Origin of the sequence: Micromonospora sp. NPDC051196 (assembly GCF_040682415.1) — a bacterium.
GTDB lineage: Bacteria > Actinomycetota > Actinomycetes > Mycobacteriales > Micromonosporaceae > Micromonospora.
Map to the genome: position 1 here is coordinate 1 of NZ_JBFBAY010000034.1, position 19,259 is coordinate 19,259.

Here is a 19,259-nt window from a genome sequence, read left to right on the forward strand (position 1 = left end):
GAAGCGTAGAGAACTCCGATGATCAATGGACCCGTGCCTGCTTGCTACCCCGGGGTCCCCATCGCCCACACCCCCGACCTACTGCCGGTCGCTCTAAGGTGCCCTTCCTTACACCGCGTACGCGACGGAGCCGTCGGCGCGGTAGGGGATGCGGGTGAGCGGACGGCCGGTGAGGTCCAGCGGAGTCTCGTCGGCCAGGTCCAGAGTGACGCCCAGGCCGGGCGCCTCGGGCACCGGCAGGAAACCGCCCTGGCGGCGGACACAGGCCCGGGCCGGACCGTCGGCGAGGGTGTCGTCGAGAGGGGAGTACTCCTGCGTCACGAAGTTCGGGATCGCGGTGTCCAGGTGCACCGAGGCCATGGTGAGCAGTGGCCCGAGGCAGTTGTGGCTGACCACGGCCGCGTGGTACGACTCGGCCAGCGCCGCGATCTTGCGGGCGTGGCTGATCCCGCCGGCCAGCCCGAGGTCGGGGCGGACGTACTGGGCTCCGCCCTGGGCCAGCAGCTCCTTGAACTCCCAGATGGTGTGCAGCCGCTCCCCGTTGGCCATCGGCACCCCGAGCGCGCGGCGGGTCACCTCGGCCTGGCTGCTCACGCTGTCGATCTGGATCGGGTCCTCGACCAGCAGCGGGTGCAGCCGGCCGACCGCCGGTATCACCGCCTCGGCCTGCAACGGGGTGAGCTTGCGGTGCAGTTCGATGAGCAGGTCGACGTCGGGGCCGACGGTGTCGCGCACGGCGGCGGTGGTCGCCTCGGTCTCGGCGACCAGCCGGGCCAGCGACAGGTCACCGTAGTTCGCCGGCAGCGGGTCGAACTTCACCGCGGTGAACCCGTCGGCGACCGCCGCGCCGGCCTGCTCGGCGAGGGCCTGTGCGCCGGTACCGGGCAGCAGCAGGTGCAGCCGGATCCTGTCGCGTACCCGGCCGCCGAGCAACTGCCAGACCGGCACCTCCAGGCGCTTGCCGAGCAGGTCCCACAGCGCCAGGTCGATCGCGGAGACGGCGGCGGTGAGCACCGAACCCCGGAACGGGCCCATCCGGTAGAGGTGGTGCCAGTGGTGCTCGATCCGGTTCGGGTCGGCGCCGAGCAGGTACGGGCGGAACGCCTCCACGACCGCGTGCACCGCGGCCGGATAGCCCCAGCAGGCGGACTGTCCGACGCCGACCAGCCCGGCCGACGTGTGTACCGCGACAAAGTGCGCGTCGCCTCGCACCACCGACTCGACGGCGGTGATCTCCATGCTGCCCCCAAATTAGAGACCTATAACGGCCACAAACTTGCTTCTGCACTCTTCCATAGCATGATGCCCCTGGTCTAGGCTCCAATCCGAACGAGCCGGAATAGGGCTCTAAATCATCTGGGGGGTGTGATGGGTCTGCCGGACGACTACCGGGCGATGGCCCGGATCCGCCGGTTCGAGGAGCGGCTGACCGCCCTCAAGGACGCCGGCGAGATCCCGGGCTCGATCCACCTGTGCAACGGTCAGGAAGCCATCCCGGTCGGCGCCGCACGTACGCTGCGCGACGGCGACTACGTGACGGCGACCTACCGGGGGCACGGCTGGGCGCTGGCCCGGGGTGTGGACATGGCCGGGTTGTTCGCCGAGATGATGGGCCGCGACTCGGCCGTCAACGGCGGCCGGGCCGCCTCGCCGTACCTGTCCGACCCGGGCCGCTGGTTCGTGGGGGAGAACTCCATCGTCGGCGCCGGAGTGCCGATCGCCACCGGCGCCGCGCTCACCGCGCAGCGCACCGGCAGCGGTGCGGTCTCGCTGGTCAGCATCGGTGACGGCGCGATGAACCAGGGCAACGTGCACGAGGCGCTCAACATGGCCGCCGTGCTCGACCTGCCGCTGGTTCTCGTGGTGGAGAACAACGTCTACTCGGAGATGTCCCGCATCGAGGACATGGTCCGCGTCCGTCAACTCGCCGAGCGGGCCGCCGGGTACGGGATCCCCGGCCGAGTCGTCGACGGCAACGACCCCGACGCGGTCGCCGAGGCGGTCGGCGAGGCGGTCACCCGCGCCCGGGAGGGCTCGGGTCCGTCCATCGTGGAGGCGATGACCGAACGTCTCGTCGGCCACTACAGCGGCGACGTGCAGCACTACCGGCCGGCCGGCGAGATCGCCGCCGCCCGGGAACGCGAGCCACTGGCCCGCATCCGGGCCGCCGCCGATGCCGACCTGACCGCCCGCCTCGACATCATCGACGCCGAGGTGGCCACCGAGGTCGACGCCGCCATCGCCGCCGCCCGCGCCGTGCCGTACCCGGACCCGGCGACCGTCAAGGAGTACGTCTATGTCTGAGTCGTTGCGGTACATCCAGGCCGTCAACGCGGCGCTCACCTGGGCGCTGGACACCCGGTCCGACACCGTCTACTTCGGTGAGGACGTCGCCCTGCCCGGTGGCCCGTTCGGTGCCACCAAGGGGCTGCACAAGCGGTTCGGCTCCGAGCGGATCTTCGACACCCCGATCTCGGAGACCGGTTTCCTCGGCATGGCCCTCGGGGCGGCCATGACCGGGCTGCGGCCGATCGCCGAGATCATGTACGCCGACTTCACCTTCGTGGCGATGGACCAGCTCGTCAACCAGATCGCCAACATCCGCTACTCCAGCGCCGGCCGGTGGAAGGCGCCGTTGGTGATCCGGATGCAGCAGGGCTACTCGCCGGGGGCGTGCGCCCAGCACTCCCACTCGATCGAGGCGTACCTCGCGCACACCCCGGGTCTGCGGGTGGCGCTGCCGTCCACCCCGGACGACGCGTACCAGATGTTGCGGACCGCCGTGGTCAGCGACGACCCGGTGGTGGTCGCCGAGGCCCGGATGCTCTACCCGACCCGCGGTCCGGTCCGCACCGACGCGCCGGTCGAGCCGATCGGCGGGGCCCGGGTGGTCCGCGACGGCCGGGACGCCACCGTCGTGGCATGGTCCCGGATGGTCCCGGCAGCGCTGGCCGCCGCCGACGAACTCGCCGCCGAGGGCATCGAGACCGAGGTGATCGACCTGCGCTGGCTCAACCCGCTGGACTTCGACACCGTCGGCGCCTCGATCTCCCGCACCGGCCGGCTGGTCGTCGCCCACGAGGCGAACCTGACCGGCGGGTTCGGCGCGGAGATCGCCGCCCGGGCCGCGTCCGAGTGCTTCACCGACCTGCGCGCCCCGGTCGCCCGGGTGGCCGCGCCGGACGTGCCGATGCCGGCCGCCCCGGCGTTGCAGAAGGCCGTGGTGCCCGAGGCGGCCCACGTGGTCGAGGCGGTCCGTCGGACGGTCCGGCGGTGACCGGTGTCGCCCCGACGGTCGGCCTGCTCACCGGCCGTCGGGTGGTCGTCGTCGGCGGCGCCTCCGGCATCGGGCTGGCCACCGTGCGGGCCGCAGCCGCGGCCGGCGCGGCCGTCGCCGTGCTCGACGCCGACGCCGCCGGTGCGGCCGACGCCGCCGAGCAGGCCCGGACCGTCGGGGCGACCGCCTGCTCCCACCCGGTCGACGTGACCGTGGAGGCGCAGGTCGCCGCAGCACTCGACACGGTCGCCGTCGACCTCGGCGGGATCGACGCGGTGCTGCACGTCGCGGGCGTCATGCGAGGTCAGGGCACGGAGCTGGCCGACCTGCCGCTGGAGCTGTGGCAGCAGGTCATCGCGGTCAACCTCACCGGGCCGTTCCTCGTCGCCAAGCACGCCGTGCGGCATCTGGCCGGCGGTGACGGGGTGCTGGTGCTGGTCGGCTCCAAGGCGGGGGTGTTGACCGGATCCGGGTCGGTACCCTACGGCGCGAGTAAGGGAGGACTGCACGGCCTGGCGCTGACGCTAGCCCGGCACCTCGGTCCACAGGGGATCCGGGTGCACACCCTCTGCCCCGGCGACATCGACACCCCGCTGATGCGGCGGTCGCTGGACGAGGCGCGGGCCAACGGCGTCAACGGCGCCCAGGTCGCCCGGATCGAGGCGGCCCTGGGCCGACCCGAGGACGTGGCCTCGGTGCTGGCGCTGCTGGCATCACCGGCCAGCGCCGGCATCACCGGCACCGTCTACACCGGCTGAGCAGCCTGACCGACAGCGAGGGCGACGACGTGGAGGCGGCAGCGTGATCGGGATCATCGGCCCGGAGGACTCGATCCGGCTCGTGCAGGAGGTGGCAGCCGGGGAAGGCCGCGCGGAGGAGGTGAGCGTCCGTACGTACACCGACCCCGAGCAGGCCCCCGAACTGGCCCGCGAGCTGGACGACCTGTGTCAGGTGCTGCTGTTCACCGGGCGGATTCCGTACACCTTCGCCGCATCAGCCGGTGGGCTGCGCGCCGAGATCGACTACATCCGGCACGCCGGGATCGACCTGTACCGCACCCTGTCCCGGATGCTGCTCGCCGGTGCCGGCCGGCTGCCCCGGGTCAGTGTGGACACCATCGAGGCGGACACCGTCCGGGAGACGTACCACGACATCGAACTGACCCCGCCCACCGACATCCTGCCCATCGCCGACGCGTCGGGCCTGCTGCTTCCCGGGCTGGCCGAGGTCACCGCCTACCACCGCGAACGGTACGAGTCCGGGGCGGTCGAGGCGTGCCTGACCTGCCTCGGCGCGGTGCACCGGGAGTTGCGCGAGCGCGGCGTGCCGGTCTGGCGTGTCGAGCACACCCGCGCCTCGGTGCGTGACGCGTTGCGCCGGGCCTGGCTCGCCGCCGAGGTACGCCAGTCCCGGGCCACCCAGATCGCGGTGATGATGATCGAGGTGGCCGAGTCGGGCACCCGGCCGCAGGACCCGTACCAGGCGGAACGGCAGCGCCTGCGGCTGCGCGAGGCGCTGCTGGAGCACGCCGAACGGATGCGCGGGCGACTCAACACCATCGACGACCGTACCCTGCTGATCACCACCACCCGGGGCACTGTGGAGAGCGCCATCGCCCGACACCGGGCCGGTCACGCCTCCCTGCTCACCCTGCGCGGCGTGGACGGGGAACACACCGTCGGCTTCGGCGCCGGCACCACCATCGCCGCCGCCGAGGCCAACGCCCGCCAGGCGCTCGCCCTGGGCCGGGGCAACGGCGACACCCACGTGGTCTTCCCGGACGGGGAGATCTACTCCACCCGGGGCAGCGCGGTCAAGCAACGACTGCGCGAGACCGCCCCCGGCGTGCTGCGCGTCTCCGAGCAGCTGCGCCTTGGGCCGCTGTCCACCCGGCGGCTGCTGGAGGCGCTGCACCAGATGGACCCGAACCAGGTCACCGCCCGAGGGCTGGCCGACGCGTACGGGGTTGAGGCCCGCTCGGCGCGCCGGCTGCTCAAGGCACTCCGGGCGGCCGGGTTCGCCGAGGAGGTCGGCGTGCACGTCAGCACCGGCGCGGGTCGGCCGCAGACCGTCTACCGGGTGGCCCTGCAACGCCTCGTCGGGGCGATCGGGGCGGACGCGTGAAGTTCGAACCGACCTGGCTGGTCACCGCGACCTTCGCCGCCGACGCGGCCCGGCGCCGCGAACCGCACCGGGCGGCCCACCTGGCGTACGTGCGGCAACTGCTGGCCGACGGCACCGCCCTGATCGCCGGAGCCCACGCCGACCTGCGCGCCTCCGTGCTCGTGCTGCGGGCGGCCGACGCGGCGGCGGCCCGCGCCCTCGTCGAACACGATCCGTACTGGCGAAACCAGGTGTGGACGACCATCGAGGTCGTCGAATACCTCGCCGCCACCCCTTGAGTCCATCGGGAGGTCATGATGTCGTTCCGTCCGTTCGCCGGCGTCCGGGTGCTCGGCGCCGAACACGCGCCGTACGCGGCCACGCTGCTGGTCGAGGCGCTGGGGCCGGGCACGGAGCTGGTACGGCTCACGCCCGACCCGGCGCTGCCCGAGGGCGGCTTCCGGGTCGAGGTGCCGACCACCGGGGAGATCCGGATCGTCGGTGACCCCTTCGCCGGTCTGATCTACGGCGTGCGGGACCTGCTGGCCCGGGCCACCCCGGCCGGGCTGCCCGTCGGGTCGTACGAAAGCGCCCCCGGGCTGCCGCTGCGTACCCTCTGGACCTGGGACCACTCCACCAACTGGGACCTGCGTCAACTCGGCCAGCAGGAGATCGGCGCGCTGAACCCGTACGCCAAGGGGGCCGACGCCTTCGGGGCCGACTACCGGCGGCTGGTGGACTTCTGCAGCGCCGAACGCATCGGCGGGATCGTGGTGTACGGGCTGCTGCGCGACGCCCACGGCGGCGTCGACGCGGCCCGCGAACTGTGCGAGTACGCCAACGCCCGAGGCGTACGGATCATCGCCGGGGTGGGCATCAACGCCTACGGCGGCGTCTACTTCGACGGCCGGCACCGGTACAACCTCGCCACCTGGCTGCGTCAGCGCCCCGATCTGGCCGCCGAGCTGCCCAAGAAGGTCGGCTTCGACATCGACGAGTTCGGTGACCTGCACTTCCCGGCCAGCGAGTACATGATGGCCGCCTGCCCGTCCCAGCCGGAGAACCTGGCCTGGAACCGCGACGCCATCGACTGGCTGCTGGAGACCCTGCCGGTCGGCGGGATCAACTTCGAGACCGGCGACTACGGCAGCTGCGCCTGCGCGCGGTGCACCGCGCACACCGGTGGCGAACGCACCTCCTGGTCGTACGAGGCGATGCGGTCGGTGTACCCGACCCTGCTGGACACCGCCCGGCGTACCGGCCCGGCGGGCGTGCCGCTGCGGCACCTGGTCGAGGTGTACTGGGACAACATCTTCGACCTGGACGCGCAAGGGCCGCTGGCCGACCTGCCCGACGACGTGGCGTACCAGTACTGCGTCAACCGGGGCTTCTGGTACGACAACCGGGATCGGCTGACCGCCGAGCACGTGGCGGCGCTGCCGCACACCACAAACGTGCTGCGCACCCACGCCGGGTCGCAGTGGAACCGGCAGCGCCACTCCTGGGTGCCGGAGATGTACACCGACATGGCGACCCGGACCGCCGCCGCCGGCATGCGTGGGCTGACCATCTTCGCCGAGGCGTCCGCGTACCACCCGACCAACGAGGTCAGCTACCTGGCGTACGCCCGGTTCTCCTGGAACCCGGAGCTGAGCTGGGCCGACTTCTGGCGCGACGAGGTGGCGCCCCGGTTCGGCGGTTCGGCGGAGGCGGAGGCGTTCCGGGACGGTGCGGCCCTGCTGGACGACCCGGCGGCCGACGCCGACGGGCTGGGCAAGGTGCGCGGCGACGCCCTGGCGATGGTCGCCGCCACCGGTGGCGAGGTGCAGCGACGCTGGCTGTGGCTGGCTGAGCGGGCCACCCGCCACGCGCACTCCGCCGGATAGACCTCTGTCGTTTGACGTATGACGTTTTCATAGTTAGCTTTCGATGGGTTGCCTGGCCGGCGCCACCACCATGCCGGCCCGGCCGGGCACGCTCGGGCGCACGCCACGGGTGAGACCCCGATCGAAGGAGTCGGCCATGAACGTCATCGGTGAGGTCCGTCCTGCCTCTCCACCACGCCGCAGATGGCGGTCAGGACTGGCGGCGGTGGCCGCCGTCGTCCTGACCGCCGGCACGCTCGTCGCGGTGCACGCCGCCCCGGCCGCCGCGGCGACGCCTGACACCAACGCCTGGTACGTCCTGGTGAACCGCAACAGCGGCAAGGCGCTGGATCTGTACGCCTCGGCGACCGGCGACGGCGCGCGGATCAGCCAGTGGACCCGCAACAACGGCACCAACCAGCAGTGGCAGTTCGTGGACTCCGGCGGCGGCTTCTACCGGATCAAGTCCCGGCATTCCGGCAAGGTCCTCGACGTCTACAACTTCTCGACCGCCGACGGCGCCGCGATCGTGCAGTGGTCGGACCACAACGGGACCAACCAGCAGTTCCGGCTGGCCGACTCCGACGGCGGTCACGTCCGGCTGATCAGCCGGCACAGCAACAAGGTCGTGGAGGTGCAGGGCGCGTCCACCGCCGACGGCGGCAACATCGTGCAGTACGCCGACTGGAACGGCGCCAACCAGCAGTGGCAACTCGTCCGGGTCGACGGTGGCGGCGACCCACCCCCGGGCGGCACAGGCTGCGGCAAGGCCCCCACCCTGGGAAGCGGTACGCACACGATCTCCAGTGGCGGCAAGAGCCGATCCTTCATCCTGCGGGTGCCCGCCAACTACAACCAGAACAACCCGTACCGGTTGATCTTCGGGTTCCACTGGCGCGGCGGCACCATGCAGGACGTCTCCTCAGGTGGTACCAGCGGCGCCGCCTGGTCCTACTACGGTCAGCAGGAGCAGGCGAACAACTCCGCGATCCTGGTCGCCCCGCAGGGCCTCGGCAACGGCTGGGGTAACGCCGGCGGCGAGGACGTCGTCTTCGTCGACGACATGATCAGGCGGATTGAGGGCGCCCTCTGCGTCAACCCGCGGCAGCGCTTCGCGCTCGGCTTCAGTTGGGGCGGCGGCATGAGCTACGCCCTCGCCTGTGCCCGAGCCGACGTCTTCCGGGCCGTCGCGGTGATCGCCGGTGCGCAGATCAGCGGCTGTGCCGGTGGCTCGCAGCCCATCGCGTACTTCGGGTTGCACGGCATCTCCGACAACGTGCTGAGCATCGGCCAGGGGCGGTCGCTGCGCGACACCTTCGTCCGCAACAACGGTTGCAACGCCCAGAACCCGCCGGAGCCGGGGGCCGGCAGCCGCACCCACATCACCACCGCCTACTCGGGCTGCCGCTCGGGCTACCCGGTGCAGTGGGCCGCCTTCGACAACGGGCACATGCCCGGCCCGGTGGACGGCACGTACGCCGAAAGCGGGGTCACCACCTGGACCAAGGGTGAGATCTGGCGGTTCTTCGCGCAGTTCTCCTGAGGCACCTCGTCCGGCAGCCGCCACCTGTCTCTGCGACGGTTGGCGGCTGCCGAACGGTCACCGCTGTAGTCGGGTCGCCTTGCCGGAGCCCTTGCGACGGACCAGCCACGCCTCGGTGATGTGGGTGAACATCGCCTCGGCGGCACCCTCCGGATCCCGGGCGGCGATCCGTTCGTAGATGCGGCGATGCCCGCGGTTGGAGGCCACACACAGCGAACGTTGGGTCCGGCCCATGTAGCGCGCGGTGTTGACCACCTGGCTCTCCAGCGACCGCACGACGCCCCGGGCGATGCGGTTCCCGGACGCCTGCATCACCACGTCGTGGAAGGCCCGGTCGTGGTCGTGGTAGGCGACCTGGTCGTCGACCAGCTCATCCATCCGGTCCACCAGGGCGCGGAGCCGGTCGAGGGTCTCCGGGTCGGCCAGCCGGGCGGCGACATGGGCCATGTCCGATTCCAGCAGCCGCCGGGTGACCACGAGGTCGTCCAGGATGGCCAGGCTGTCGTCCTCGGCGATGGTGGCCGCCAGCACTAGTTCGTCGAGCATGTCCCACATCGACTGGGGGGTGACCATGGTGCCGGCGCCCTGGCGGACCTGCACCAGGCCCTTCTCCTGGAGGACCTTGACCGCCTCCCGGACAACCGTCCGGCTGACCGAGAAGGTCTCGCAGAGCACCGGTTCGGGTGGCAGGGCGGTGCCGGAGGGGTGCACCCCACGGACGATGCGTTGCACCAACTCGGCGGTGACCGCCCTGCCGAGGTTCGTGGGTCGCCGGACCCAGGCCGGGCTGGCCAGGCCGTCCAGGGTCGTCTCCTGCGGTGGCGTCATGTCCCCTCCGATTTGCTTGACGTGGCACGACGTCCAGGAGATCAGTGTACGTCCCGCCGGTTGACCGTCAGACGTCATACGAGTTACGTTCCTTCGATCGATTGTCGGCGTGGCGGCCGGTCCGTCAGCCATCCCCGTTCAGAGGTGAACAACGATGAAACAGCGCGCGTTATGGTCGGCCGCCCTCGTTGTCGGACTGGTGACGATGGCGGGCTGCGGAAGTGCCACCGGATCGGGCAGCTCCGCCGGCGGCGCCGTAGACAAGCTGGTGGTGTGGGACTGGAAGTCCGGGGAGGCTTCCGCCGCACAGTATCTCGACAAGGCGAAGGCCGACTTCGCCAAGAAGCACCCCGATGTGGCGGTCGAGTTCGTCGCGCAGCCGTTCGACCAGTACTACACGCTGCTCGGTGCGGCGATCCAGTCCGGCAAGGGACCGGACGTCATGCTCTTCAACGGCGGCGGCCAGATCCGGGACCGGGCGGACGCGCTGGTGCCACTGGACGAGTACGTGGCCGAGGACAAGCAGCGACTGGCCGGCTGGGACGCCTTCACCTCCGACGGCAAGACCTACGCCGCCCCGGTCACGTTGCAGGGCCACCCCATCTACTACAACAAGGCGGTCTACGCCAAGGCCGGGCTCGACCCCGCGACGCCGGCCACCACCTGGAGCAGGTTCCTCGCCGACTGCGCCGCCATCACCCGATCCGGCGCCAAGTGCTTCGCCCTGGGCAACAAGGAGGGCGTGGGCATCCAGTTCTGGCTCTCGGCCCTGGGCTCCGGCATCCTCACCGCGCAGGAGTACGACGACTGGATCGCCGGCAAGCGCGACTGGAACTCGGCCAACGTCAAGCGTGTCTTCGCGCTCTGGCAGGAGGCCGGCAAGGCGGGCCTCAACAACGACGGCGCCAACTCGACCGCCATGTTCAACGACTCCTTCGCGATCTTCCAGTCCGGTAAGGCGGCCCACATCATCGGACTGATGTCGGACGTGGGGCACTGGAAGGACTTCAACGAGTTCCTCACCGCCGACAATCTCGGCGTGATGAGTGCCCCGGTGGTCACCGACGGCACCACTCCCACCCTGGCCTACGACGGCGGTATCGGGTACGCGGTCGCGAAGTGGACGAAGGACCCCAAGATCGCCGCCGACCTGGTGCGCTCCCTGACCTCGACCGACGCGCTCAAGGCGTTCTACGCCGACGCCGGCGCGATCGCCGCCGACACCACCATCGACGTGTCGCAGGGCGGCCCGGCCGTGGCCGGCATCGTCGCCGAGCTCAAGAACGGCAAACCGGCCCTGCACGTGGCGCTCTCCTCGAAGACCATCGACCTGATGGGACGGCTCTCCCAGCAACTGCTCAGCGGCTCGATCACCGTCGACGAGGTGGTGAAGCAGTTGGCCGCTTCCGACCAGGCGGGCTGAGCGCGTGCCGATCGGGAACCCGCAGACGTCGGTCCGTCCGGCTGGATCCAGATGGGCCGACGGAGCGGCGGGTGGCACCTCCGCCCGCCGCCGTGGCCTCGTCAGGCGCGGCTCGGCGGGCAGTTCGCGCGCTGAGCGCCTCGCCCCGTACCTCCTGGTCGCCCCCGCCGTCCTGATCATCGTGGTGCTGCGGCTCTACCCGCTGCTGCTCGGGGTCAACTTCTCCTTCACCGGCGACGGCGCGCGTAACGGGACGGCGGTGGGCGTCGACAACTACCGCGAATTGTTCGCGGATCCACTGTTCCGCACCGCCCTGGGCAACGTCGGATGGCTGGTGCTGCTGCTGCCGGTGGCGGTGGCGATCCCCGGGCTGCTGGCCACCTTCATCTACCTCCGGGTGCCCGGTCACCGCGTCTACCGCAGCGTCTACTTCTTTCCCGCGGTGCTCTCGCCGGTCATCGTGGGCGCGATCTTCAACCTGCTGCTCGCCTTCGACGGCCCGCTCAACGCCGTGCTCGGCTCGGTCGGCGTGCCGCCGACCGACTGGCTCGGTAACCCGCGAATCGCCATGTTCGTCGTGGTCGGGGTGCATGTCTGGGCCACGTTCGGCATGTCCCTGGTGGTCTTCCTGGCCGGTTTCGCGACTCTGGACAGTGCCCTGCTGGACGCGGCCCGGGTGGACGGGGCCTCCCTGCCCCAGGTCATCCGGCACGTGATCGTCCCGGGGCTGTCCCGGACCATCCAGTTCGTCTTCGTGACCACGATGATCGGGATGCTGACCTCGATGTTCGGCCTGCTCTACGTGATGACCAGTGGCGGCCCGGAGGGCTCCACCTACCTGCCGGAGTACTACATCTGGATCCAGCAGGGCCAGATGAACCGCCCCGCCCTGGCCTCGGCCGCCTCGACCGTGCTCTTCGTGATCATGCTAGTCGTGGGGCTGTTGCAGATCCACCTGCTCAGGCGGGCCGGGAAGGAGAGCTGATGTCCCATCTGCGTGGGCGGTGGCTGATCGCCCTGCCGATGTCCCTGCTGGCCCTGGCGACGATCTACCCCCTGCTGTTCACCGTCAACGTCGCGATGAAGACCCGCCGGGACTACATCCTGGACCGGTTCGCCCTGGCCGACGCCCTGCGGTGGGACAACATCGTCACGGCCTGGACCAGCGTGGGGATGGGGCGGTACTTCGTCAACTCGCTGGTCGTGGTGACCTCCTCGGTGCTCCTGCTGCTGCTGTTCGGCTCGATGGCCGGCTTCGCCCTGAGCCAGTTGCGGTTCCGGGGTTCCTCGGCGCTGTTCCTGGGCTGCCTGGCGGGCCTGTTCGTACCCTTCCAAGTGATCATGGTGCCGCTGGCCCGGATCATGGCGGACACCGCCCTGATCGACACCTACCCCGGGCTGATCCTGGTCTATGTGGCCCAGTTCCTGCCCTTCACGGTCTTCCTGATGACCAGCTACTACCGGACCATCCCGTCGGAGATCATCGATGCGGCCCGGATCGACGGCAACAGCGTGTACGGCGTGTACCGCCGGATCATGCTGCCGCTGGGCACCCCGGCGTTGCTGTCGGTCGGCATCCTCAACGCCCTGTTCTGCTGGAACGACGTCCTCATGTCGCTGGTGATGATGCCGTCGGCCGACCACCGGACGCTCATGGTCGGGGTGACCTCGCTGCGCGGGCAGTACTCCGACGACATTCCCACATTCGCCTCGGGGGTTCTGATCGCCGCGATACCGGTCCTGGTGGTCTACCTCTTTCTCCAGCGTCAGATCGCCGACGGTGTCGCCGCCGGCTCCACGAAGGGGTGACATGCGGATCACCGGATATCGGACCCTCAGCACCGTGCAGGAATGGGGACGGCCCGTCGGCGACGCCAACGGCGTCTTCACCGACGGGATGGTCCCGGTGTCGATCGTCATCGTCGAGACCGACCTGGGCATCTCGGGCGTCGGCATCGGCCCGCACGTCGAGATCGAACGGATCTTCGCGGCCATCGACGGCGAGGATCCCCGGGCGGTGACGACGCTGTACGACCGGATGCTGCGGCACACCTTCAAGGCGGGACACGCCGGCCCGGTGTTCGGCACCATCGGTTCACTCGACACCGCGCTGTGGGACATCAAGGCGCAGGTCGCCGGAGAGCCCCTGTGGCGGCTGCTGGGTGGACGCGACCGGCGGGTCCCCGCGTACGCGTCGGGCCTGGACATCGCGCTGAGCGACGACGAACTCGTCGCCACGTACCAGGGCTATGCCCGGCACGGGCTGCGGGCCGCCAAGCTCAAGGGCGGCCTCGACATCGAACGCGACCGGCATCGACTGGAGTTGGTCGGTGAGGTCCTGACCGAGGCCGGGCACGGGCGGCGGCCAGGTCTCATGCTCGACGTCAACGAGGCCTGGACCCGTAAGCAGGCCGTCCGGCACGTCTGCGAACTCGAACGCACCCTGGACCTGATCTGGATCGAGGAACCGGTGCGGCGCTGGGACGCCGAGGGCCTGGCCACCGTCGGGCGGGGCGTCCGCGCCTCGATCGCCACTGGCGAGAACCTCACCGGCTTCGAGCAGTACCCGCCGTTGATCGCCGCCGGTGCCGTCGACATCGTGCAGACGGCCGCGGTCGGTGGCATCACCCACTTCCTGCGGGTGGCCGCCCTGGCGCACGCGCACGACCTGCCGGTCAGCCCGATCGGCAACAGCCTGGTGGGGCTGCTGCACGCGGCCACCTCGGTGCCGAACCATCTGACCAGCGAGTTGCAGGAACTGTCCGCACCGGTCGGCATCACCTTCGACCTCCAGGTCGAAGGCGGCGCCTTCGTCCTCGGGGACTCACCCGGACTCGGCGTACGCCTCGACGAACAACGCATCTCCGCCGCCGACCGGCGTCCGCCGCCGCCGGCGTCCGAGGGCCCGCACGTACGCCCGGAGCGAGCCGGACGCCGCCTGTTGGCGGAGGCCGACGGCTTACCTCCCACCCGGCGGTGGCCCGTCGCGGCACCCACCCCAGCGTCCCGTGACAACCACGAGCCCGACGGACAGATCCACCGGCCGCCGGCCAGGCAGCACTTTCCCTGAACCTGTCGTACGGGTCTGGATCGGTGCGTTTCATATTGCGAGAAGTTCTTACCGGATAATGGGATGGGTTGGTTAGGGTTGCGGTAGTCGATCGAGGGGGATTCGCGCATGCCGGCCGCACCGAACGTCTACACCCACGGACACCACGAGTCGGTGCTGCGCTCACACCGATGGCGTACCGCCGAGAACTCGGCGGCGTACCTGCTGCCGCACCTCGCGCCGGGCATGTCGGTGCTCGACGTCGGCTGCGGACCGGGCACCATCACCGTCGACCTGGCCGCCCGGGTGGCACCCGGACGAGTCACCGCCGTGGAGATCACCGACGACGCGCTCCAACTCGCCCGCACCGAGGCCGACGCCCGTGGTCAGGGCAACATCGACTTCGCGGTCGCCGACGTGCACGCGCTGGACCTCCCCGACGGTACGTTCGACGTCGTCCACGCCCACCAGCTGCTTCAACATGTCGCCCATCCGGTACAGGCGCTGCGCGAGATGCGCCAGGTCTGCCGTCCCGGCGGAATCGTCGCCGCGCGGGACAGCGACTACGCGGCGTTCACCTGGTTTCCTCGCGTGCCGGCGCTGGACGATTGGCTCGCCCTGTACCAGCAGGCCGCCCGCGCCAACGGAGGCGAGCCGGACGCCGGCCGGCGTCTGCTCTCCTGGGCGAACGCCGCCGGGTTCACCGACGTCAGGGCGACGGCGAGCACCTGGTGCTTCGCCACGCCGGAGGACCGGCAGTGGTGGGGCGGGATGTGGGCCGAGCGGATCCTGAATTCGGACCTGGCCCGACAGGTGCTGGCCGCAGGCGTCGCCACGGCGCAGGACCTACGCAACATCTCGGACGGCTGGCGGGAGTGGGCCGAAGCAGCGGATGCCTGGTTCGCCGTGCTGCACGGCGAGATCGTCTGCCGGGCCTGACGGAGAGACGCTCGCTCGGCCAGGACATGCGTCGTCGACCCCAGCCTCTGGCTGTGACGCGGCCACCGACAAACTTGAACCCGCCGCAACGGTGGTCCGCAGCCCCGCCCCCGCAACGTCCGACTTTGCCGATGAGCGGATGTCGGCAATCCTTGCGGCCCGTGTCGATACAGGGAAGCAATTGGTTGAGCCTTCTCTATATCGAGCCACCGGTGTTCCGGATCAGCTGCCGGAGTACTTTGAGGGTCGTGACGTAGTCGGCATCATCGATACCCTTGTGGATTTGGGCTCGGATCGCCGGAGCGTGTCGCTTAATGCTACGCGAGCCTCTTCTCCTGCGTCGGTGATCCGTAGTCTTCCTTCTTCGCCGCGGGTCAGCCACCCGCGCTCCAGCAGAGCCCTCGCTTCAGCGTCCAGGTCGTCTTCGGCCCTGAGGTACGAGCTCATTGCTTGCTGGAGTTCAGGCATGGTCAGCCCGTCGCCATCCGGTAGAAGGTCATTCTTGGAGAGGTTGCGCAGCAGCCAGAACTGAGGCTGAGTGAAGCCGTGTTCGGCATGTCGGGCGCGGGTGAAGGCGATGAGCGACTCGTAGGCAACGCCGGTCCAATAGGCGGCAGGTTGGCCTGCGAGTTCGGCGTCGGACAACTGCTGTGTCATCACGTGATCTACCTTCGGTAGTGAACGGTTTGAGGATGACGGTAGAACCTCAACCTGACTTCAGATCAAGAGCATGGCCGGAATGACCTGTGGCCGGCGAGGACACCTGGATCTGCCGCAGCTCGATCGCTACAACCGGTGCCATCGCGGCGAGTCCGTGACGCTGCCGGGCTCCCGCCTGGTGCTGGTGCGGCACGCGATGCCGGTGGTCGAACCGGCGGTACCGGCCGAGCGCTGGCGGCTCGGTCCGGCCGGACGGGCCGCCGCCCGCTCCTATCTGAAGGGTGCCTGCCTGCAGGGGTGGGAAGCACAAGACCAGGTCGTCCACCGTTTCGATGAGGCCGTCATTCGCCATGCGGCAGCCGCAGCCGGCCTGGGCAGAACGCTGGTGGTGGGCACCCACGGAATGGCACTCACGATGTGGCTGGCCAGCAGAGACCTGCTTGGACCGGACCCGATCCCGTTCTGGGCTACCCTGCGCTTCCCCCCGACCTCATCGAGATCAACCTGCTACACAGCGTCGTCCGGCGCATCGGGCGACTGAACACTCACCAGCAGGCAGCACAGCCTCCCAGCAAGTGCACGGATCTGCCGCCGATCGGGCACTACCCGGCGTGACGAGGATCCCGGGTGCCCTGCGTCCGATCGTGGCAGTGGCAGTTGCCTCGGCGACTACGGTGGCGCCGTCCAAACAAACCGGATGTCGGGCGCCTTCTCCTCGTTGCCGGACCCGTCGGTCGCTTCCGCCACGCTGAAACCGTGGCGAAGGTAGAACCTCTGCGCCCCGGTGTTGGTCGCGAACGTCCACAGCTGAAGACCTGCTGGCCGGCGGGACTTCGCGAACTCGATGAGGCGGGAGCCGAACCCTCTGCCGGTGAAGGCCGGGTCGACGTAGAGTTGATCGACCCAGTCGTCATCCAGCACCAGCACCGCCAGTGGCCGGCTGCCGGCGTTCTCCATCAGCCATACCTCTCGCTCGGGAATGACGACGGCGCGGATCCACTCGCGAACCTCGTTGTCCGGGTGGACCGCGGCAGGGATGGCGTCGACCGCGGCCCTACGGGACCGGATGAGAAGGTCGGCGACCGCTTGGGCATCCTCGGAGCCAGCGCGCCGAGGTGCTGCTGAATCCACGTGCCCGTTACTCGAGAGACCCACGGACCGGATCATCCATATCGAGGGGACAACGGGCAAAGGATTAACTCATCTGCCGCTGTCATCGTACGTCGTTTCGGTGCCGAGGTCACTGTCCGTCTACGTCTTAAACGCGGCGCCTGCCAGGCAAGCCGACGCGATTGTGAGGCTGCCGGGGGTGGAGATTGCGGTCCGTCCCGGGTGAGTCCGTATCAGTTGGACAACAAGCCGTTCACATCAGCGGTGAGGAAACCCCAGCTGAGGGCCAGATCATTGAGGCTGTCGACCACCAGGCGCTGGCGGGCTACGCGGTCCGGCTCGAACGGACCGACAATGCGTAGGCCCGTCTGCGTCCGGGAAACATCGTGTGGGCCATCGCCGAGCGGGGTGAGATCGAGGACGTCCGGGAGATTCAGCTGGCGGGCGACGCCCTCGTCCCGGCCGTCGCGCGCGGCCGTTCCGGCGTGGATGTAGAAGACGACGAATGGGGGCGCCGCGTACGGCAGCCTCATGAAGTCGGGCTCCAGCGCCTCGGGCAGCGAGACTACGGCCTCCCACATCGCGACCAGAGAGTCAACGAGGTCGACGAGCGACATGCGAGAACGCATCGCTTGCATACTGCCCCGGTTCAACGGACGGTGCAGCTTCGGGAGCGGTCGAAGATTAGTGCCCAGGTCAACAGTGGCCAGGACCGACGACGGAGAACGCCAATTGCCGGTTTGTAGCACCGAGTTCGCGGTCACCACCGGCGGGCCGTCAGGCGGGGTGATCTGTGCCCGGACGTGAGAACTGATGGCCGAGTGATTGCTGTCGGAGCCGCTAGCCAGGTTCCACGCCGGCGCAACGACTTCCTCTGTGTGGCGGTGCACGAGCCTGGACATGTGCGCGGCGAGGCCGGACTCAGTGAGCAGGTCGCGGTGCCTATGCCGGACCGCGACCGGTAGCGACTGCGGCCTGTACTTCCAGCTTTGCCAGGTGACGTCGAGGACCGCACGCAGGTACAGCTCGGTGAGTTCGCCGCTCGCGAAGTTGTTGTGGTGCATCTCGAAGTCACGGCTAGTGTGCGGCCGCCACAGCAGCCGTCCGCCCGGCGACACCTGGGCCAGCCGGCCGGGTCCCCACCGGCCGCCCTCCAGTTCGACCGTCTGCGCGTCGGCGCGGATCAGCAGAGAGGTGGTGGCCGGGGCCGAGGGAAGGCCGACGTTGCTGATGGCCGTCTCCGTGTCGGCGGCGTTGCCCGCCTCGCACAGGTCTTCCCAGATGTCGCCCGGAACAACCGCGCCCCCTCGGTCAGGCAACACGGTCATTACTGGACCGGGCGCGCCGTCGCGGCCGGCGAGCGGTTGGATCAGGCCGGGGCCAACCGCGGCGACCGGCTGCGTCGGATACCCGAGGGCAGTCTGTCCACCTCCGGCGGCGTACGCGGTGGTGAAGTTCCGGCGCTGACGTCCGGCGCCTTCGCCCACCTCGGGATGGGCAGGCTTCGGGAACGCGGGAACTGCGGCGGCGACGGCCTTGTTCAACGCGTCGATGATGTCCGCTCGTGGGCCGCCCACGGCATTCCAGCCGGTCGAGAGCAGCCGCTGAAGACCATCATGAGACAGCCAATGGGTCGCGTCCGCATCTCGGATCGGGACACCGACCGCCGTGGGCGTCTTCCTGCCGTCGGGTCCAGGGACGACGAACGGCTTGGCCGTTTCAGGTTGCGAGGGAATGTCGATGACCAGCACACCGCGCTCGTCATCGACGGGATAGAAGTCGACGCTGAGATCACGAACGAGAGGTCGAACGCGGTCGCGGACGAGTTTGCGATACCGATCGACATCGACCAGGCGCGCCGGGACGGGCTTCAACTCATCGATGATCTCGCGACCGTTCTCGACCCGTGTGCCGAATCCGACGAGCAGCAGCCCGCCCCGGCTGTTCGCGAACGCGGCCACGTCCTTGATCAGCTCGCCGGCGCCGGCGGGATCGTCGAGCGGGTAGACGCCGGACTTCACGTCCAGGACCGCGGACTCCGGGCTTCCGACAAACCGGTCCCAGCTGCGGGACGCCACCCATTCTCGCGCGGTCGCCGCTGGGCTGCTGCTCATGTGACCAGTGTGATCGCACCGCGTGAACTTCGACGTTTCGGGGTCAGCGCGAGAGCAGGGCCCTGCCCTCGCGTAGCGCATGAGGTCGGCCTGCGGGAAGCTACGTCCCCTGGTGCCGGTCTCTGCTCCAGCCAGGTAGCGGGCGGAGCAAACAGGTGAGCATGCTTCGTGCTTGGGGCCGCTGGATCCCCCGGATGTCGAGTCTTCGGCCGTTAGCCCGGAAAATGTGCGTGAGGTCCGTGATCGCTCTTCTACCTGACTCTTATCACGGGGTCGGGATTCGGCTGGGTGTAGGGCGTTGACCTGGGGTTTTGGTGTGGTGGGTGCGCACTAAACCGTGGCGTCTAG

Annotated in this window: 18 protein-coding genes; 13 read left to right on the top strand and 5 right to left on the bottom strand. The window is 69.6% G+C overall.

The window, feature by feature from the left end; genetic code table 11:
- Positions 1 to 108: 108 nt before the first annotated feature.
- On the bottom strand, positions 109 to 1,239 hold the full coding sequence (locus AB0M35_RS28740) for a mandelate racemase/muconate lactonizing enzyme family protein (protein WP_363749299.1): 1,131 nt from the start codon (positions 1,237 to 1,239) through the stop codon (positions 109 to 111).
- A gap of 129 nt (positions 1,240 to 1,368) precedes the next feature.
- On the opposite strand from AB0M35_RS28740, the gene AB0M35_RS28745 reads away from it, so the two are divergent.
- The 7 genes from AB0M35_RS28745 (at position 1,369) to AB0M35_RS28775 (ending at position 8,788) form a co-directional block, all read left to right on the top strand.
- Positions 1,369 to 2,304 carry a thiamine pyrophosphate-dependent dehydrogenase E1 component subunit alpha gene (locus tag AB0M35_RS28745; protein WP_363749300.1) on the top strand — a complete coding sequence of 312 codons (936 nt, stop codon included), beginning with the start codon at positions 1,369 to 1,371 and terminating at the stop codon, positions 2,302 to 2,304.
- On the top strand, positions 2,297 to 3,277 hold the full coding sequence (locus tag AB0M35_RS28750) for a transketolase C-terminal domain-containing protein (RefSeq protein ID WP_363749301.1): 981 nt from the start codon (positions 2,297 to 2,299) through the stop codon (positions 3,275 to 3,277). The genes AB0M35_RS28745 and AB0M35_RS28750 overlap by 8 nt, the downstream gene beginning before the upstream one ends.
- Positions 3,274 to 4,035, top strand: coding sequence for an SDR family oxidoreductase (locus AB0M35_RS28755; RefSeq protein ID WP_363749302.1), 762 nt, complete (start codon positions 3,274 to 3,276; stop codon positions 4,033 to 4,035). Before AB0M35_RS28750 ends, AB0M35_RS28755 begins: the two co-directional genes overlap by 4 nt.
- Positions 4,036 to 4,078: 43 nt before the next feature.
- A complete protein-coding gene (locus AB0M35_RS28760; protein WP_363749303.1) occupies positions 4,079 to 5,401 on the top strand; it encodes a hypothetical protein in 1,323 nt (440 codons plus the stop codon).
- Positions 5,398 to 5,679 (top strand): YciI family protein, encoded by a 282-nt coding sequence (locus tag AB0M35_RS28765; RefSeq protein WP_363749304.1) that lies wholly within the window; start codon positions 5,398 to 5,400, stop codon positions 5,677 to 5,679. The genes AB0M35_RS28760 and AB0M35_RS28765 overlap by 4 nt, the downstream gene beginning before the upstream one ends.
- Positions 5,680 to 5,697: 18 nt before the next feature.
- Positions 5,698 to 7,266 carry a hypothetical protein gene (locus tag AB0M35_RS28770; RefSeq protein WP_363749306.1) on the top strand — a complete coding sequence of 523 codons (1,569 nt, stop codon included), beginning with the start codon at positions 5,698 to 5,700 and terminating at the stop codon, positions 7,264 to 7,266.
- Positions 7,267 to 7,402: 136 nt separating this feature from the next.
- Positions 7,403 to 8,788 (top strand): RICIN domain-containing protein, encoded by a 1,386-nt coding sequence (locus tag AB0M35_RS28775; protein ID WP_363749308.1) that lies wholly within the window; start codon positions 7,403 to 7,405, stop codon positions 8,786 to 8,788.
- A 57-nt stretch (positions 8,789 to 8,845) separates the two neighbouring features.
- On the opposite strand, the gene AB0M35_RS28780 is transcribed toward AB0M35_RS28775, so the two are convergent.
- Entirely contained in the window at positions 8,846 to 9,616 is a 771-nt protein-coding gene (locus AB0M35_RS28780) for a FadR/GntR family transcriptional regulator (protein WP_363749310.1), read from the bottom strand.
- 154 nt (positions 9,617 to 9,770) lie between these two features.
- On the opposite strand from AB0M35_RS28780, the gene AB0M35_RS28785 reads away from it, so the two are divergent.
- From AB0M35_RS28785 to AB0M35_RS28805, 5 genes are all read left to right on the top strand, one after another.
- A complete protein-coding gene (locus tag AB0M35_RS28785; RefSeq protein WP_363749312.1) occupies positions 9,771 to 11,039 on the top strand; it encodes an extracellular solute-binding protein in 1,269 nt (422 codons plus the stop codon).
- A gap of 4 nt (positions 11,040 to 11,043) precedes the next feature.
- Positions 11,044 to 12,024, top strand: coding sequence for a sugar ABC transporter permease (locus AB0M35_RS28790; protein WP_363749314.1), 981 nt, complete (start codon positions 11,044 to 11,046; stop codon positions 12,022 to 12,024).
- Complete coding sequence (locus AB0M35_RS28795) at positions 12,024 to 12,848, top strand: carbohydrate ABC transporter permease (RefSeq protein WP_363749316.1); 825 nt, start codon at positions 12,024 to 12,026, stop codon at positions 12,846 to 12,848. Before AB0M35_RS28790 ends, AB0M35_RS28795 begins: the two co-directional genes overlap by 1 nt.
- Before the next feature lies 1 nt (position 12,849).
- Positions 12,850 to 14,109 (top strand): mandelate racemase/muconate lactonizing enzyme family protein, encoded by a 1,260-nt coding sequence (locus tag AB0M35_RS28800; RefSeq protein WP_363749318.1) that lies wholly within the window; start codon positions 12,850 to 12,852, stop codon positions 14,107 to 14,109.
- A gap of 108 nt (positions 14,110 to 14,217) precedes the next feature.
- Positions 14,218 to 15,027 (top strand): methyltransferase domain-containing protein, encoded by an 810-nt coding sequence (locus AB0M35_RS28805; protein ID WP_363749320.1) that lies wholly within the window; start codon positions 14,218 to 14,220, stop codon positions 15,025 to 15,027.
- Between the two features lie 222 nt (positions 15,028 to 15,249).
- Here the strand turns inward: AB0M35_RS28805 and AB0M35_RS28810 are convergent, their stop codons facing one another.
- On the bottom strand, positions 15,250 to 15,687 hold the full coding sequence (locus AB0M35_RS28810) for a MarR family transcriptional regulator (RefSeq protein WP_363749322.1): 438 nt from the start codon (positions 15,685 to 15,687) through the stop codon (positions 15,250 to 15,252).
- A 70-nt stretch (positions 15,688 to 15,757) separates the two neighbouring features.
- On the opposite strand from AB0M35_RS28810, the gene AB0M35_RS28815 reads away from it, so the two are divergent.
- Positions 15,758 to 16,228: a hypothetical protein gene (locus AB0M35_RS28815; RefSeq protein ID WP_363749324.1), complete on the top strand. Its 471-nt coding sequence runs from the start codon at positions 15,758 to 15,760 to the stop codon at positions 16,226 to 16,228.
- 128 nt (positions 16,229 to 16,356) lie between these two features.
- On the opposite strand, the gene AB0M35_RS28820 is transcribed toward AB0M35_RS28815, so the two are convergent.
- Positions 16,357 to 16,854 carry a GNAT family N-acetyltransferase gene (locus AB0M35_RS28820; protein WP_363749326.1) on the bottom strand — a complete coding sequence of 166 codons (498 nt, stop codon included), beginning with the start codon at positions 16,852 to 16,854 and terminating at the stop codon, positions 16,357 to 16,359.
- Between the two features lie 176 nt (positions 16,855 to 17,030).
- A complete protein-coding gene (locus AB0M35_RS28825; protein WP_363749328.1) occupies positions 17,031 to 18,911 on the bottom strand; it encodes an ATP-binding protein in 1,881 nt (626 codons plus the stop codon).
- Positions 18,912 to 19,259 lie beyond the last annotated feature (348 nt).

What these genes read in the sequence shown, in the direction of transcription:
- AB0M35_RS28825 (WP_363749328.1), bottom strand. Translation starts at nt 18,911, where the DNA reads ATGAGCAGCAGCCCAGCGGCGACCGCGCGAGAATGGGTGGCGTCCCGC.
- AB0M35_RS28805 (WP_363749320.1), top strand. Translation starts at nt 14,218, where the DNA reads ATGCCGGCCGCACCGAACGTCTACACCCACGGACACCACGAGTCGGTG.
- AB0M35_RS28745 (WP_363749300.1), top strand. Translation starts at nt 1,369, where the DNA reads ATGGGTCTGCCGGACGACTACCGGGCGATGGCCCGGATCCGCCGGTTC.
- AB0M35_RS28740 (WP_363749299.1), bottom strand. Translation starts at nt 1,239, where the DNA reads ATGGAGATCACCGCCGTCGAGTCGGTGGTGCGAGGCGACGCGCACTTT.
- AB0M35_RS28750 (WP_363749301.1), top strand. Translation starts at nt 2,297, where the DNA reads ATGTCTGAGTCGTTGCGGTACATCCAGGCCGTCAACGCGGCGCTCACC.
- AB0M35_RS28800 (WP_363749318.1), top strand. Translation starts at nt 12,850, where the DNA reads ATGCGGATCACCGGATATCGGACCCTCAGCACCGTGCAGGAATGGGGA.
- AB0M35_RS28820 (WP_363749326.1), bottom strand. Translation starts at nt 16,854, where the DNA reads ATGATCCGGTCCGTGGGTCTCTCGAGTAACGGGCACGTGGATTCAGCA.
- AB0M35_RS28780 (WP_363749310.1), bottom strand. Translation starts at nt 9,616, where the DNA reads ATGACGCCACCGCAGGAGACGACCCTGGACGGCCTGGCCAGCCCGGCC.
- AB0M35_RS28785 (WP_363749312.1), top strand. Translation starts at nt 9,771, where the DNA reads ATGAAACAGCGCGCGTTATGGTCGGCCGCCCTCGTTGTCGGACTGGTG.
- AB0M35_RS28775 (WP_363749308.1), top strand. Translation starts at nt 7,403, where the DNA reads ATGAACGTCATCGGTGAGGTCCGTCCTGCCTCTCCACCACGCCGCAGA.
- AB0M35_RS28770 (WP_363749306.1), top strand. Translation starts at nt 5,698, where the DNA reads ATGTCGTTCCGTCCGTTCGCCGGCGTCCGGGTGCTCGGCGCCGAACAC.
- AB0M35_RS28815 (WP_363749324.1), top strand. Translation starts at nt 15,758, where the DNA reads ATGGCCGGAATGACCTGTGGCCGGCGAGGACACCTGGATCTGCCGCAG.
- AB0M35_RS28795 (WP_363749316.1), top strand. Translation starts at nt 12,024, where the DNA reads ATGTCCCATCTGCGTGGGCGGTGGCTGATCGCCCTGCCGATGTCCCTG.